Genomic DNA, 13,910 nt, shown 5'->3' on the forward strand with positions numbered 1-13,910 from the left:
GAAAGGAGTCATGGATTGGGAGTTGCAGATGTCAAAGCTGTTAATTAATAAATTGTCAGGATTGTACTTAGGAACCCAGCTTCAAGAAGTCGCAGGAGTCGCGACGGGGATTGATGGTAAGCAAGCTGCTCAACAACTGTTAGTGCATATCGACCATGTAGAAGGGGACGCTCAGGCCGATCCAAAACACCATGGCGGGCTTGATCGCGTACTACATCATTTTCCCCGAGAGCATTACGGCCAATATCGTCGTTGGGATTTAATCACTCAGTTCGAAGATGCACCCAGTATGGGAGAAAATATCAGTACCGTTGGACTGAACGAAACCCAAGTTAATATTGGCGATATCTTACAGATTGGCGCGGTAAAAGTGCAAGTGACTCAACCACGTTCACCTTGCTTTAAGTTGAATCTACAATTTGGTCACAGAGAATTTGCTCTCGCCATGCAGCAAAGCCAATTATGTGGTTGGTTTTATAGAATTTTAATTCCTGGGGTTATTGAGTTACACGATAGGATTGAATTGATTGAGCGTCGTACTGATATCAGCGTTGCCGAGGCTATGTCACTGTACTTTTCGCCAACATTCAATGCCAGTGCCTATGATCGTTTAGCTTCATGCGAAGGATTGGCACTGAGTTGGATCAATAGTTTGCAACGCCGCTTAGCCTCGCAGACAGTAGAAGATTGGCAAATGCGTTTATATGGGCCAAGTGGTATATAAGTATTGATATTCAAAATGATAAAACAGGGATGACCTATGATTGAATCCGTGACAAAGAGTGATAAAGATTTTGGCTTACTCGTGTATGCGTCGAGTTTTATTGGGTATTTAGTGCCGTTGGGCTCTATTCTTGGTCCTTTGATCATTTGGCTGATGAAGCGTGAAGAGTCCGCATTTGTCGATCAATGTGGTCGTAGTTGTTTGAACTTTAAATTGAGTTTGCTGATTTATGTGATTATCAGCGGTGTGCTGGCCTTTATCGGTATTGGGTTTATCTTCCTAATTGTGCTCGCTATTTTGGATCTAGTGTGTACAGTGCTTGGGATTATTAAAGCCAGTGAAGGGCAAGTGTATCGCTATCCACTCACGATTAAATTTATTTCCATGGATTAATGTTGTTGGACATCAAAGAAAAACGCCTTAGATGCATCCATCTAAGGCGTTTTTTATGGGATAAAGTTTATACCTTAAACTTAGCCACTAAAGTATCTAAACGATGGGCCAATTGGTTTAACGCTAAACTTGCCTGTGCCGCTGCTTGTGCGGTGTTGGCGGTACGTTGAGTAATATCATTGATTTCAGTGACGTTACGGTTGATATCCTCCACCACTGTGGATTGTTCTTCCGTTGCGGCGGCCACTTGGATATTCATATCGCTAATCAAGCCGATACGATCACTAATCCCAACTAAAGATTGGCTTGCCTCATCAACGGCTACAACACCTTCGTGGGAGCGTGTGCGACTCTGTGCCATCGCATTAACGGCTCGGGTTGCTTCTGATTGCAACTTGTCTATCATGCCTTGTACTTCATTGGTCGATGCCGCAGTACGTGATGCTAAGTTACGCACTTCATCGGCCACGACCGCAAAACCGCGTCCGGCTTCACCTGCACGTGCAGCTTCAATGGCTGCGTTGAGGGCTAACAAGTTAGTCTGCTCAGAGATAGCGCGGATCACATCTAAAATACCACCGATGGATTTAGTGTGGGTCGCGAGGGACTCAATCACTTCACCCACTTGGCCAACGTCTTTCGACAATTGGTTAATGGTATCGCGAGCACGGGTTACTACCACTTGGCCGCTGCTGGCTTCGGTATCTGCATCTCTGGCTGCAACCGCAGCTTGGGCAGCATTGCTGGCGATTTCGTTAACAGTCGCCCCCATCTCATTAATCGCCGTTACCACCATCATGGTGCGATCTTTCTGTTCGTGGCTATCTTCTAAGGTTTGCTGCGCCTGATTCGAGACATCCTTCGCAGAGAAACCAAGCTGTTCGCTGGTTTGTGCTACTTCGATGACAGACTCCTGAATCTTGCTGATAAAGCTATTAAATCCTTTGGCAAGCTGCGCAATTTCATCTTCACCATTGACGGGTAAGCGTTGGCGTAAATCACCTTCACCTTCACCAATATCACGGAACATGGCGGCAACTTGGGCGATTGGGCGGCTGACCGATCCTGCGACAGCGATTGCAAGCACAATAAAGCCAGCAGCAATGAGCAGAGTCCAGATTAAGATCTGATAAGCGGCGTCTGCTAATAGTGCGAAGACTTCTGCTTCAGGCACTTGTGCCACTAAATACCAATCCATAGATGCGATATAACTACTGGCAACTAGCATATCTTTACCATTGATCTTGGTATTGATCAGATTGAAATCGCCGCGATTTAATAAGGAGTTTGAACTCGCATCTTTATAAAGATTGTTTAGGGTGCTCTTACCAATTTGGCTGGTATCTGGGTGCAGTTTTACCTCACCTTTGGCATCAACAAGATAAACAAAACCTGTCTTTTCAATCTTAAAAGATCCAAGCAAACGCACCATATCATCGAGGGATTTGGCTAGACCAACTAAACCACGACCATTAGGTTGTTGGTAGTTAATAAAGAGTTTTACCTCGCCATTTGCCTCTGTGAAGACGTTTAGCATACGTTCTTGGCCACTGTCTCGGTAACCAAAAAACCAACCGTCTTGTGCAGGAGTGAGTACGCGTAGAAACCCATCCTGAGTGTAATAAGCCGCCGTTTGTCTGTCGGCGTAGGATGCTTGTGCCAGCTTATATTGGAGGGTGATGTCCTTTAACTGAGCAACGACTTGAGCTTCTTGCTCCTGAGGTCGATCGTTTTCTAGCCATTGAAGCAGCATGCGGCTGCTAGCGAGTTGTTCAGCGGCGTTCATTAAGCTGGAGATATCCAACTCAATTTTATTACGGATTTGCATCATTAAGCTGGGCATTTCTGACCCAAGCATACGTTGTTCTACGACACGCTTAGCACTGTTCTGGCTTAATACTCCAACGAGTATGGTCGACAGCAGTACTGCAAATGTCACGGTTAGCAGAATTTTCTGCTTAATAGTGAGGTTATTCAATATCATAAATATCAATATGCCTGTGTTGGACGTTTTGAGATATCGGTCGACGCACTCTTGTACGACATTTATTATCGGACAGAAATGTTAAAAGTTAACCTTAGTCTGGGTCAGTTGCCGAATAAAACAGCGTATAGAACACTTATTTGACCTAAACTGTTGGTCTTGCGGTAGATCTAATTATATAGAGTATAGACGGAAATGAAATGGTGATTTTTAACGCACTCTTTTTGTGCGGCAATTGTGGCCAATGTCGCGAGTTAGGGCAAGCAAAAAAAGTGAGTTGTTTGTGTTAAAGGTGAAAAAAAGGCGCCCTATCGAACGCCTTCGTTTACATTTTTTGTTAATTTGTTACATATTCGGATAGTTGGGGCCGCCACCACCCTCAGGCGTAACCCAAGTGATGTTTTGGCTGGGATCTTTGATATCGCAGGTTTTGCAGTGAATGCAGTTTTGCGCATTGATCACAAACTTCGGCTGACCCGCCTCTTCGACAATTTCATATACGCCGGCAGGGCAGTAACGCTGTGCTGGCTCATTAAATTGGGTGAGGTTTATGCCCAGTGGAATGCTGCTGTCCTTTAGGCGTAAATGGCAGGGTTGATCTTCCTCATGGTAAGTGCTCGACAGATATACTGAGGAGAGTTTATCGAAACTGAGTTTGCCATCGGGTTTGGGATAATCAATCTTGCTGTAAGTGCTCACAGGTGCCATTTGCGCATAGTCAGGGTGTTCATCACGCAGTGTGATAGGGAACTTTCCACCAAACCAGTTTTGATCGATATAGTTAAAGGCGCCGCCTAAATAGGTGCCAAACTTGTGCATTGCAGGGCCAAAGTTGCGTGATTTATACAATTCTTCGTGCAGCCAGCTTTCTTCGAAGTGAGTTTGATAACAGTCAAGATCTTTACCGCCCTCAACGCCTGCCATCATGGCTGTAGCTAAGGTTTCAGCGGCAACGATTCCACTCTTCATCGCAGTGTGAGTACCTTTGATTTTAGCGAAGTTCAAGGTGCCCGCATTGCAACCTATGATAAGGCCTCCGGGGAAGCTCATCTTAGGTAGCGAGTTTAAGCCGCCTTTAGTAATCGCGCGGGCGCCATAACTAAGGCGTTCGCCACCCGTTAAATACTTAGCAATCACAGGGTGGGTTTTATAGCGCTGGAATTCGTCAAATGGGCTCAGATGCGGATTTTTGTAGTTCAAATCAATAATAAGGCCGACCGCAATTTGGTTGTCTTCCATGTGATAAAGGAAGCCGCCACCCGATGCGCCTTCGGTTAATGGCCAGCCACCAGTGTGAACGACTTTGCCTTGCTCGTGTTGCTCGGCGGGGACTTTCCAAATTTCTTTAAAGCCTAAGCCATAATGCTGAGGTGTTTTACCATTATCTAAATGGTATTTTTCGATAAGTTGCTTGCCTAAGTGGCCACGGCAACCCTCAGAAAATACAGTATATTTAGCATGCAACTCCATACCTGGCATGTAGCTATCTTTTGGCTCGCCGTCAGCGCCTATGCCCATATCGCCAATTAAAATGCCTTTAACGCTGTTATCTTCGTTAAATAACAACTCACTTGCAGCAAACCCTGGGAATATTTCGACACCGAGTTCTTCTGCGCGGCTAGCTAGCCAGCGGGACAGATTACCGACGCTGATAATAAAATTGCCGTCGTTGTGCATGGTTTTTGGCACAAAAGCATTAGGCATGACTCGGCCGTTGGTGGCTGAGCTGAGCAGGTAGATTTCGTCGTGGGTGACAGCGGTTTTTATTGGGGCATCTTTTTCGCGCCAGTCGCTGAATAGCTCGTCGAGCACTTTTGTCTCGAACACTGCGCCTGATAGAATATGCGCGCCCACTTCTGAGCCTTTTTCGACCACGCAAACAGTGATTTCTTTACCTGAATCCTGTGATATTTGCATTAATCGACACGCAGTTGCCAAGCCAGCAGGCCCTGCACCGACAATAACAACATCGAATTCCATTGATTCGCGTTCCATCTGTTCACCTCTTCCTTCACGTTTCCCCAATTTTTATTGGGTGTTGTAGTTTGTAAACGGGCGTTTTATTACTGATGTTCACCTTACCTTAAAAAGGGCTTAGGGCACAGTCTATCAACCTGCTGTTTAGTCTAATTCAATACAAATCTTTGGGTGAGGACTGTCACAGATTATTCACGCTAGTTTGATCTAGGCCAATAAATACCTGTTTAGGGGTATAGCTAGGGACGACTTTAGGCTTATAATCATCAGCGACGGTTCTCCGAGCTTGCCTACCTACGTCAATAGATATGGAGGTGTAGCCGTGGTAATAATGCCACCGGGGTGAGTAAAGAAATGCTCTCACCTCCCACACTTGGAAAGGTGATCATGTCTCAATTACAAGACAGCTTTGGTCGAAAATTTCACTATTTACGGATGTCTGTTACAGACGTTTGTAACTTCAAATGTAGCTACTGTCTCCCCGATGGTTATCATCCTGATGGTAAACCAAAATTCTTATCTCTTAATGAGATAGAAAACCTCGTGTCTGCATTTAGCCAAGTGGGTACTCAAAAAATCCGCATAACGGGCGGTGAGCCTACCCTACGTAAAGATTTTACCGACATTATTCGTGTTGTGGCCGATAACCCGCGTATTCACACTGTTGCGACTACCACTAATGGGTATAGGCTCGAAAAGCATGCCAAAGAATGGTTCGATGCGGGCTTACGTCGTATTAATGTGTCCGTTGACAGCTTAGATCCCAAAATGTTTTACCAGATCACGGGCGAAAATAAATTCGATGAAGTGATGCGGGGGATTGATGCTGCTTTATCGGCAGGTTTCGAGCGAGTAAAAATTAATGCCGTACTGCTTAAAGGCTTAAACGATAAAGATTTACCGCGATTTTTACACTGGATTAAACACACGCCAATTGACCTACGCTTTATCGAACTGATGGAAACGGGTTTGGGTCGTGAGTATTTTCAGGCACACCATTTAGCGGGTGCCGATATTAAGGCTCAATTACTTGCCGATGGTTGGCAATTTGATACGCCAAGCGCCTCCGATGGTCCTGCGCAAAACTTTAGTCACTCGGATTATAAGGGGCGTATTGGCTTGATCATGCCCTATGCCAATAATTTCTGCGCTACCTGTAATCGTTTACGCGTATCGGCAAAGGGGAAATTGCATTTATGCCTCTTTACCGAGTCCGGTGTCGATTTGCGTGATCTACTGCAGCATGCTGATCAGCAAGCGGAATTAATCGAACGCCTGCACGGCCAATTAGCCCAGAAGAAAGAAACCCATTACTTGCATCAAGGCATCACGGGTGTCACTCAGCATCTTGCCTCTATTGGTGGCTAGATCTGTATTTAGGTGTTTTGTCATCGCTAATGTAGCGCGAGTATAAGCCCAATTTTCCTTGCACTTTGTTTTGACCTCACATGAAAGGATCGCTCCAATGAGCAATGTATTTACCCATATTAATGCCGATGGCAATGCCCATATGGTCGATGTGACCGAAAAGGCCGTCACTGAACGCGAAGCCCGCGCCGAAGCTTTTATTGAGATGGCGAGCACGACACTCGAGATGATCATGAGTGGCAGCCACCACAAAGGTGATGTGTTTGCGACCGCGCGTATTGCGGGTATCCAAGCCGCAAAAAAAACCTCAGATCTTATCCCTTTATGCCATCCATTAATGCTCACTAAAGTGGAGGTCGATTTAGAGGCGCAGCCTGAACATAACCGTGTGCGCATCACTAGCCTGTGTAAATTATCCGGTAAAACGGGTGTAGAAATGGAAGCGTTAACTGCGGCTTCAGTGGCGGCGTTAACTATCTATGACATGTGCAAGGCCGTGCAAAAAGATATGGTGATCTCCCAAGTCCGTCTGTTGGAAAAGCGTGGCGGCAAGTCGGGACATTTTAAGGTTTAGTGGATCAAAAATGAGAGAAGACTATGATTAACGTGTTGTTTTTTGCTCAAGTTCGAGAATTATTGGGTACAGCTAAATTAAGTCTAGAGGCGAGCGAGCAGACACAAACTGCCGAAGCGTTACGAGCAACGCTGGCGGCCACCGACGACAAATGGGCCAAAGTATTAACCTCTGACAAATTGCTGGTGGCGGTAAATCAGACCATTAGCCAATGGGATACACCGGTAAAGGATGGTGATGAAGTCGCCTTTTTCCCACCAGTTACAGGAGGTTAATATGCGTTTACTACCCGCAGTTCGAGTGCAAGAGGTCGATTTTAGTGTTTCTGACGAATATCGCCAACTCGCCCAAGATGATAGCGATGGTGCCGTAGTCACTTTCGTCGGTAAAGTGCGTGATTTTAACGATGGCGCCGCGGTGACTGACTTAACCTTAGAGCATTACCCTGGCATGACAGAAGCTGTACTCGAACAAATTGTTGCCGAAGCGCGTAGCCGTTGGCCGTTGAATCGGGTCACTGTTATCCACCGTGTCGGTACTATGTCGCTGGGCGAGCAAATTGTATTTATCGGCGTGACGAGTGCCCATCGTAAGGCCGCTTTTGCTGCCTGTGAATTCTTAATCGACTTTTTAAAAACCAAAGCACCCTTCTGGAAATTAGAAGCGGGCGAGCAAGGTAAAAGTTGGGTTGAGGCGAAAGATGCCGATGAGCAGGCGGCTAAATTGTGGCAGGCATAAAAGCTGGCGACAAACAGGTGTATATTGCTAACACAAATTAATGGAAGATTGACAACATGGTGGGTTTAACTCGTTTTTTTAACTCGGTTTTTTTATCTGTTTGTTGTTTATTATCTACTTTATCTTTGAGCATCCAAGCGGCGACGAATACCAGTACCGCATCGGTTCCCGCGATTGCCGCTGCCTCTGATTTACGTTTTGCCCTAGATGAGATTAGCCAAAAATTCACCCATGAAACGGGGTTGAAAGTTAACATTTCCTATGGGTCATCGGGTAATTTTGCCACTCAAATTCAAAATGGTGCGCCCTTTGAACTATTTTTATCTGCGGATGAAAAATATATTCAGCAATTGCACAGTGCCGGTATCGCCCGCGATGCTGGTGTGCTTTATGCCCAAGGGCAACTCGCGATTGTTGTACCGAAAGCGGGGAGTTTGTCCGTTGACCCTGAGTTAAAGGGGTTAAGTGAGGCACTCGCAGCAGGAAAGATTACCCGCTTTGCCATTGCCAATCCGGACCACGCTCCCTATGGCGAGAAGGCTAAAGAGGCGCTACAGTTTGTGCAATTATGGGATGCCATTCAGCCTAAATTGATCCTCGGGGAAAATGTGTCCCAAGCCGGGCAGTTTGCGATTAGTGGTTCAACCCAGGGTGGAATTATTGCACTGTCTTTAGCTATGTCACCCACGTTTTCTAAACTGAGTGATTACGCCATAGTGCCAGCAAAAATGCATACTCCGCTGTTTCAGCGTATGGCATTAATGGCCAAGGCGGATGAAACAGCCCAGCATTTTTATGATTATTTAAGAGCCGATAGCGCTCGTCGTATTTTGGCCGATTATGGTTTTTCATTACCAGAGCAACCATGATGGATTGGCAGGCACTTTGGTTATCAGTCAAGCTGAGTGGCATCACTGTTTTAGTGCTTATCCCCTTAGCTATTCTCGCTGGACGGGCATTAGCCTATCGCCAATTTGTCGGCAAATCCTGGGTTGAAGCACTGATCATGGTGCCCTTGGTATTACCGCCAACAGTGATTGGCTATTACTTGCTGGTGGGGCTAGGTAGTCAAAGTTGGCTCGGACAATGGATTGAACAAGTCATTGGTCAGCAACTCGTGTTTCACTTTTCTGGTTTGGTTATTGCCTCCGTATTAGTTAACATTCCCTTTGCCGTGCAGCCGATACAGCGCGCCTTTGAAACTGTACCTAATGATGTTCGCGATGCAGCCGCTTGTTGCGGCATGAGTCGACTTAAAATTTTACTTAAAATTGAACTGCCTATGGTATGGCCGGGAGTATTGACTGCCTTAGTGCTGTGTTTCTCCCATGTGCTCGGCGAGTTTGGCGTTGTGCTGATGATGGGCGGCAATATTGCTGGCGAGACTAAAACGATTTCGATTGCAATTTATGACAGTGTGCAATCATTCGATTTTAATGCAGCAGGCACTATGTCATTAGTCTTATTGCTGTTTGCCGTGACGGCCTTAGCACTCACGACCAGTCTATCGCGGCGTTTAGGAGGTCAGCGTGGCGCAAATCATCGCTGATCTGCAGTGTCAGATCCAAAATCATAAACACATTAATCTGAGCGCTGATTTTCGCTGTAAAGCGGGTGAAGTACTTGCTGTGGTAGGGCCATCTGGCGGTGGAAAAACCACGCTACTGCGGATGATCGCTGGGTTGAATCATCCCGATACGGGACAAATCCACTTTGGCGATCGGCCTTGGTTTGATGATAAAGCGCGTATCGCCTTAAGCCCGCAGCAACGCCATATCGGTTATATGCCGCAGCATTTTGGCTTATTTCCGAATCTTACCGCCCTAGAAAACGTGGTGGCAGGGCTTGATCATATTCCCAAGGCGGAGCGCATACCGCGCGCGAAAGATTGGCTCGAAAGGGTTAATCTACAGGGATTACCCGATAGATTACCTGCACATTTATCGGGCGGCCAGCGCCAGCGCGTCGCCTTAGCAAGAGCACTTGCACGCGAACCGTCGGTTTTATTGTTGGATGAGCCTTTTTCTGCGGTGGACAGGGAAACCCGTGAGCGTTTATACCTTGAGCTTGCGCGCCTCAAAGAGCAGTTACTTTGTCCAGTGATTATGGTCACCCATGACTTAAATGAAGCCTTGCTGCTGGCTGATTCGATGATTTTGATCAGCCAAGGCAAGATGTTACAGCAGGGGGCTCCATTTGAAGTGTTATCGCGACCACGTAATGAAGCTGTAGCTAGGCAGATGGGGCTAAGAAATATTTTTGATGGTGAAGTGGTATTTCAAGACAGCACTAAAAACCTCACTTGGCTTAAGTTTGGTGAGCAGTTAATTGCCTGCGATTATGGTAAAGATCGCCCAGTGGGAAGTCGAGTCCGTTGGGTTATCCCCAATCAAGGTATTCGTTTTAATTCGATATCCAAAGGACGTTTATGCCGCAGTTTTAATAAGTTAACTGTCACGATAGACGCTATGCTGGTGATGGGCGAATCTGTTCGGCTTATCTGCTATGTCGCCGGCACCCAATTACAAATTAACACCGAAGTCTCGCTGCATTTTGCCCAAAAGCTTGCTCTCACTAAGGGAATGCAAACCACAGTGGCACTCAAATCTGAACAAATTCATATTCTGGAATAGTCCCTTTCTAAGCACAAAATGTTTTAGATGATCAAAGGTTAATCTTGTTTCCATCGGTGTTTTAGTCGCCATTAGGTAGACTATCTCTATTTTGCGGCTATCTTTGACGGATTTAATGCAGTGAGGGTGGAAGATAAGAGAGGGACAATATGGTCCATCGACTTCTAACTGATTGTCTCATAAGATACAAACTTAGCTGATTTATATGGAGGGGCCATGAGATTATGGTTGCTAGGATTCATCTTGGTATCGGGGGCGGTCTCTGCTGCCCAGAGCTTGTATTCCATGTTGGGGAGTGGGCAGTATCAGCCACCACTAAAAGTGATGCAGCAGATTGAAAAAGACTTTCCTGGCGTGATTGCCGAGTTTGAAATGGAAATGCAGGAAGGTGAGTTGGTCTATCAGTTTGAGTTGATTAACCCGTTGGCTAACGCGATTACTCATTTTGAATATCGTGCTCGAGATGGCAAGTTATTGAAACAAAAAGCAGGAAAGGTTAGCGCTGACGATTTAGGCGAAGTTGAAGCAACGCGCTTAATCACGAGCAAACACCAGACATTTTCAGGTTTAATTACCATGGCAATTAAAGATCATAAAGGTTTCTTAACTGATGCTAAATTGGATCATGATCTAGGCATTAGCTATTTAGAGCTTAAGTTACTGGATGACACAGGTAAGTATAAATTGGCTTTTGATGTTGATAATTTACGTCAATTACCTTTACTCAAGTGGGATTAATGCCCGCAGCATCCGTGACGATTGGGGAGCGCAACATACAGATGAAAATACTTTTAGTTGAAGATGATGCGACGACGATTGATTACATCGTCAAAGGATTTCTTGAGCAGGGGCACAATATCGAAACGGCGAATGATGGCCACCAAGGTTTATCTCTCGCCACAAGCTGTCAATATGATCTGGTGATCCTCGACCGAATGTTACCCCAGCTTGATGGCTTAAAATTACTAGCGGCTTTAAGGGCTACGGGTAATCAAACCCCTGTGCTGATTTTGTCGGCTTTAGCCCATGTTGATGAACGGGTTAAAGGTTTGCGGGCGGGCGGTGATGACTATATGACTAAGCCGTTTGCTTTTTCTGAACTGTTAGTACGCGCTGAAAAACTGATGCAACGTGGTCAATCCACGCCCATTTCGACCGACTTAGTGGTTGGTGGGCTCAAGATGGAATTACTGACCCGCAATGTGACCTTGGACGGACAGGAGTTAATGTTGCAACCTAAAGAGTTTCAGTTGCTTAAGTATTTGATGGAACATGCTAATCAGGTCATCAGCCGCACACTATTATTTGAAGCTGTGTGGGATTATCACTTTGACCCTCGCACCAATGTAATTGATGTACATATTGCAAAATTACGGCGTAAATTTGAGGAGTTAGGTCACGGAGAGCTGATTGAAACCGTAAGGGGAGCGGGTTATCGCTTACGCCAAAGGCATTAAGCCTTACCAAAGTAGCGCTTGGCGCATCACCATTGTCTTTTCAACCTTAGTGACTGTGATTATAGGTGCGTTGTTATTTGCGCTTTATCGACAACTGATCATCGAGCAGCAGTATCAAGTCACTCAGTATCTTGAGTCTGAAACCCAACGCTATCAGCAGCTTGCCCTTACTGTTGATCGCCGTAGTTTTGCGGCTCAAATCCGCGCAGCCGATCCACAAACCGCTCTGATCGCTTGGCGTAATAGTTACGATATGGTCGGTGCCTTGAGCTTTATGCCCGAAGGCATGCCCATGCTGCCGCAAACGCGGGATTTTCCTATCTTAACTGGTGGCCCGGATAAACTGCATATCCTCACTGGCGGTCTGGTGATGACCCGCTACGGCCCAGTGTTGATTGCGACTCGCACCGATAACTTAGCCACATTAATCGACAAATTTATCAGTGCTGCTGCAACCGCGGTGATGTTGACTATAGTATTAACCTTAGCGTTGGGCTATCTGTTTTCTAAGGCCATTTTGCGTCGGCTTGTGCAGTACAACCGATTGAGTGAACAGATTGAGCGCGGTCATTACGATACGCGTTTACCGCTAAGTTGGCGTCAGGATGAGTTTGATATGTTGGCGCTGCAATTTAATAATGTGCTGGATATTCTCGAAAATAATCTGATGGCAGTGCGCGGAGCCACTGACAATATTGCCCATGATTTACGTACACCGTTATCCCATATCCGTATTGGGCTAGAAGAATTGGCCACTAAGTCACATGATGATATCAGCGAAGGTTGTGCCATTTTAATTGAGGAGCTTGATCATTGTTTGGCGACATTTGATGCTATGTTATCGCTCACCCGTATTGAGGAAGGTCAGCAGACTCTCGACTTGCAGGAGCTAAGCCTAGCTCAACTTTGTACCGATTTATTGGAAATGGCCGATGCGGTTGCCGAGTCAAACGAACAAACATTGAGTTTATCTTTGTTATCAGACCATACAGTGTTGGGTGATAAGTACTTATTATTCCAAGCTTTATATAATTTGGTCGACAATGCGATGAAATATTCTGGGCAGGGTGCGCGGATTGATATTATTCAATCAGGCGCACAAATTCAGATCCGTGATAATGGCCCTGGGATACCCGATGAGAGTAAAGATAAAGTGTTTGAGCGCCTAGTGCGACTCGATCCTAGCCGACATTTACAGGGCACAGGATTAGGATTATCTATGGTCAAAGCGATTCTCTCACGGCACAATGCGCAAATTAAACTTAGCGATAATCATCCCGGCTTAGTCGTTACTATCCAATTCTAAGTCAATGATCCGCACTACCGCGTCGAGAGTTCCATGTACCAAATCATAGCTGATGAGGCTGATTTTCTTGTTATTTCAAAATTCCCTAAGGTGCACTTTCACAGTCAAGACGGAACCGCGGGTGTAGTAGCACAGGTTGAGCAAGATTTAGGGATTAAGCTCTTTGCTGTGCATCGACTCGATACGCCCACATCTGGTCTATTGATTCTGGCTAAGAGTACTGCCGCGGCAAAACAATTTACTGAGCTATTTACCGCCCATAAAGTGCAGAAATATTACCTCGCCCTCGCAAAAGGTAAGCCGAAAAAGAAACAAGGCTGGGTAATTGGTGATATGGCAAAGTCACGCCGTAGTATGTTTAAGCTGTTGCGAACCAAAGAAAACCCTGCCATCACCCAATTTTTTTCAGTCAGTGTAGGAGATGGATTGCGACTTTATCTTCTCAAACCCCATTCGGGAAAAACCCATCAATTGAGAGTGGCATTGGCAAGCTTAGGTGTACCGATTTTAGGCGATGAATTATATGGTGGTGCTGTGGCTGACCGTTGCTATTTACACGCTTATTGCCTGCATTTCCGCTATCAGGATGCGGTAACTGGTTGGCGGGATTATACCTATCTGAATATATCACAGCAGGGCGAAGCCTTTCAGTTAGAGGCTGTAAGTGACGCGCTGGCTCTTTGGCATAAGCCAGAGACTCTGGCATGGCCCTCTAAGGAGTAACTTTACAGAGCGAGTACTGGCGAACATGAGTCT

15 protein-coding genes and 1 riboswitch are annotated in these 13,910 nt (G+C 45.9%); of the genes, 13 read left to right on the forward strand and 2 right to left on the reverse strand.

Annotation, left to right across the window (positions count from 1 at the left end; genetic code table 11):
• Positions 1 to 28: 28 nt before the first annotated feature.
• Both MZ182_RS01205 and MZ182_RS01210 read left to right on the forward strand, forming a co-directional pair.
• The gene (locus tag MZ182_RS01205) at positions 29 to 724 is read left to right on the forward strand and encodes an MOSC domain-containing protein (RefSeq protein ID WP_248068269.1); all 696 of its coding nucleotides are present in this window, start codon (positions 29 to 31) and stop codon (positions 722 to 724) included.
• Between the two features lie 36 nt (positions 725 to 760).
• Positions 761 to 1,117 (forward strand): DUF4870 domain-containing protein, encoded by a 357-nt coding sequence (locus tag MZ182_RS01210; RefSeq protein ID WP_011787638.1) that lies wholly within the window; start codon positions 761 to 763, stop codon positions 1,115 to 1,117.
• A gap of 67 nt (positions 1,118 to 1,184) precedes the next feature.
• Here the strand turns inward: MZ182_RS01210 and MZ182_RS01215 are convergent, their stop codons facing one another.
• Positions 1,185 to 3,101: a methyl-accepting chemotaxis protein gene (locus MZ182_RS01215; RefSeq protein ID WP_011787639.1), complete on the reverse strand. Its 1,917-nt coding sequence runs from the start codon at positions 3,099 to 3,101 to the stop codon at positions 1,185 to 1,187.
• Positions 3,102 to 3,446: 345 nt separating this feature from the next.
• Positions 3,447 to 5,096, reverse strand: a complete 1,650-nt coding sequence (locus MZ182_RS01220) for an electron transfer flavoprotein-ubiquinone oxidoreductase (protein ID WP_115016518.1) — start codon at positions 5,094 to 5,096, stop codon at positions 3,447 to 3,449.
• Between the two features lie 248 nt (positions 5,097 to 5,344).
• A riboswitch (molybdenum cofactor riboswitch) is annotated at positions 5,345 to 5,478 on the forward strand.
• Here MZ182_RS01220 and moaA point away from each other — a divergent pair.
• The 11 genes from moaA (at position 5,466) to MZ182_RS01275 (ending at position 13,877) form a co-directional block, all read left to right on the forward strand.
• The gene (moaA, locus tag MZ182_RS01225) at positions 5,466 to 6,446 is read left to right on the forward strand and encodes a GTP 3',8-cyclase MoaA (RefSeq protein WP_041407870.1); all 981 of its coding nucleotides are present in this window, start codon (positions 5,466 to 5,468) and stop codon (positions 6,444 to 6,446) included. It overlaps the preceding riboswitch by 13 nt.
• A 97-nt stretch (positions 6,447 to 6,543) precedes the next feature.
• Positions 6,544 to 7,020 (forward strand): cyclic pyranopterin monophosphate synthase MoaC, encoded by a 477-nt coding sequence (gene moaC, locus MZ182_RS01230; RefSeq protein ID WP_006079755.1) that lies wholly within the window; start codon positions 6,544 to 6,546, stop codon positions 7,018 to 7,020.
• A gap of 23 nt (positions 7,021 to 7,043) precedes the next feature.
• The gene (gene moaD / locus MZ182_RS01235) at positions 7,044 to 7,295 is read left to right on the forward strand and encodes a molybdopterin synthase sulfur carrier subunit (protein ID WP_011787642.1); all 252 of its coding nucleotides are present in this window, start codon (positions 7,044 to 7,046) and stop codon (positions 7,293 to 7,295) included.
• 1 nt (position 7,296) lies between these two features.
• Positions 7,297 to 7,758 carry a molybdopterin synthase catalytic subunit MoaE gene (gene moaE, locus MZ182_RS01240; protein WP_011787643.1) on the forward strand — a complete coding sequence of 154 codons (462 nt, stop codon included), beginning with the start codon at positions 7,297 to 7,299 and terminating at the stop codon, positions 7,756 to 7,758.
• A 56-nt stretch (positions 7,759 to 7,814) separates the two neighbouring features.
• On the forward strand, positions 7,815 to 8,627 hold the full coding sequence (modA, locus tag MZ182_RS01245; protein ID WP_248068266.1) for a molybdate ABC transporter substrate-binding protein: 813 nt from the start codon (positions 7,815 to 7,817) through the stop codon (positions 8,625 to 8,627).
• Positions 8,627 to 9,307, forward strand: coding sequence for a molybdate ABC transporter permease subunit (gene modB, locus MZ182_RS01250; protein ID WP_025008018.1), 681 nt, complete (start codon positions 8,627 to 8,629; stop codon positions 9,305 to 9,307). The genes modA and modB overlap by 1 nt, the downstream gene beginning before the upstream one ends.
• Complete coding sequence (locus MZ182_RS01255) at positions 9,288 to 10,391, forward strand: ABC transporter ATP-binding protein (protein ID WP_011787646.1); 1,104 nt, start codon at positions 9,288 to 9,290, stop codon at positions 10,389 to 10,391. Before modB ends, MZ182_RS01255 begins: the two co-directional genes overlap by 20 nt.
• Before the next feature lie 216 nt (positions 10,392 to 10,607).
• The gene (locus MZ182_RS01260) at positions 10,608 to 11,129 is read left to right on the forward strand and encodes a PepSY domain-containing protein (protein ID WP_011787647.1); all 522 of its coding nucleotides are present in this window, start codon (positions 10,608 to 10,610) and stop codon (positions 11,127 to 11,129) included.
• A 41-nt stretch (positions 11,130 to 11,170) separates the two neighbouring features.
• A complete protein-coding gene (locus tag MZ182_RS01265) occupies positions 11,171 to 11,848 on the forward strand; it encodes a response regulator transcription factor (protein ID WP_011787648.1) in 678 nt (225 codons plus the stop codon).
• 49 nt (positions 11,849 to 11,897) lie between these two features.
• Complete coding sequence (locus MZ182_RS01270) at positions 11,898 to 13,154, forward strand: HAMP domain-containing histidine kinase (RefSeq protein WP_011787649.1); 1,257 nt, start codon at positions 11,898 to 11,900, stop codon at positions 13,152 to 13,154.
• Between the two features lie 33 nt (positions 13,155 to 13,187).
• Complete coding sequence (locus MZ182_RS01275) at positions 13,188 to 13,877, forward strand: TIGR01621 family pseudouridine synthase (protein WP_011787650.1); 690 nt, start codon at positions 13,188 to 13,190, stop codon at positions 13,875 to 13,877.
• Positions 13,878 to 13,910: the final 33 nt, after the last annotated feature.

Origin of the sequence: Shewanella sp. JNE2 (assembly GCF_023159115.1) — a bacterium.
GTDB lineage: Bacteria > Pseudomonadota > Gammaproteobacteria > Enterobacterales > Shewanellaceae > Shewanella > Shewanella putrefaciens.

Excerpts from the sequence above, each read along its gene's own strand:
- MZ182_RS01205 (WP_248068269.1), top strand. The coding sequence starts at position 29 with ATGTCAAAGCTGTTAATTAATAAATTGTCAGGATTGTACTTAGGAACC.
- MZ182_RS01210 (WP_011787638.1), top strand. The coding sequence starts at position 761 with ATGATTGAATCCGTGACAAAGAGTGATAAAGATTTTGGCTTACTCGTG.
- MZ182_RS01215 (WP_011787639.1), bottom strand. The coding sequence starts at position 3,101 with ATGATATTGAATAACCTCACTATTAAGCAGAAAATTCTGCTAACCGTG.
- MZ182_RS01220 (WP_115016518.1), bottom strand. The coding sequence starts at position 5,096 with ATGGAACGCGAATCAATGGAATTCGATGTTGTTATTGTCGGTGCAGGG.
- moaA (WP_041407870.1), top strand. The coding sequence starts at position 5,466 with ATGTCTCAATTACAAGACAGCTTTGGTCGAAAATTTCACTATTTACGG.
- moaC (WP_006079755.1), top strand. The coding sequence starts at position 6,544 with ATGAGCAATGTATTTACCCATATTAATGCCGATGGCAATGCCCATATG.
- moaD (WP_011787642.1), top strand. The coding sequence starts at position 7,044 with ATGATTAACGTGTTGTTTTTTGCTCAAGTTCGAGAATTATTGGGTACA.
- moaE (WP_011787643.1), top strand. The coding sequence starts at position 7,297 with ATGCGTTTACTACCCGCAGTTCGAGTGCAAGAGGTCGATTTTAGTGTT.
- modA (WP_248068266.1), top strand. The coding sequence starts at position 7,815 with ATGGTGGGTTTAACTCGTTTTTTTAACTCGGTTTTTTTATCTGTTTGT.
- modB (WP_025008018.1), top strand. The coding sequence starts at position 8,627 with ATGGATTGGCAGGCACTTTGGTTATCAGTCAAGCTGAGTGGCATCACT.
- MZ182_RS01260 (WP_011787647.1), top strand. The coding sequence starts at position 10,608 with ATGAGATTATGGTTGCTAGGATTCATCTTGGTATCGGGGGCGGTCTCT.
- MZ182_RS01265 (WP_011787648.1), top strand. The coding sequence starts at position 11,171 with ATGAAAATACTTTTAGTTGAAGATGATGCGACGACGATTGATTACATC.
- MZ182_RS01275 (WP_011787650.1), top strand. The coding sequence starts at position 13,188 with ATGTACCAAATCATAGCTGATGAGGCTGATTTTCTTGTTATTTCAAAA.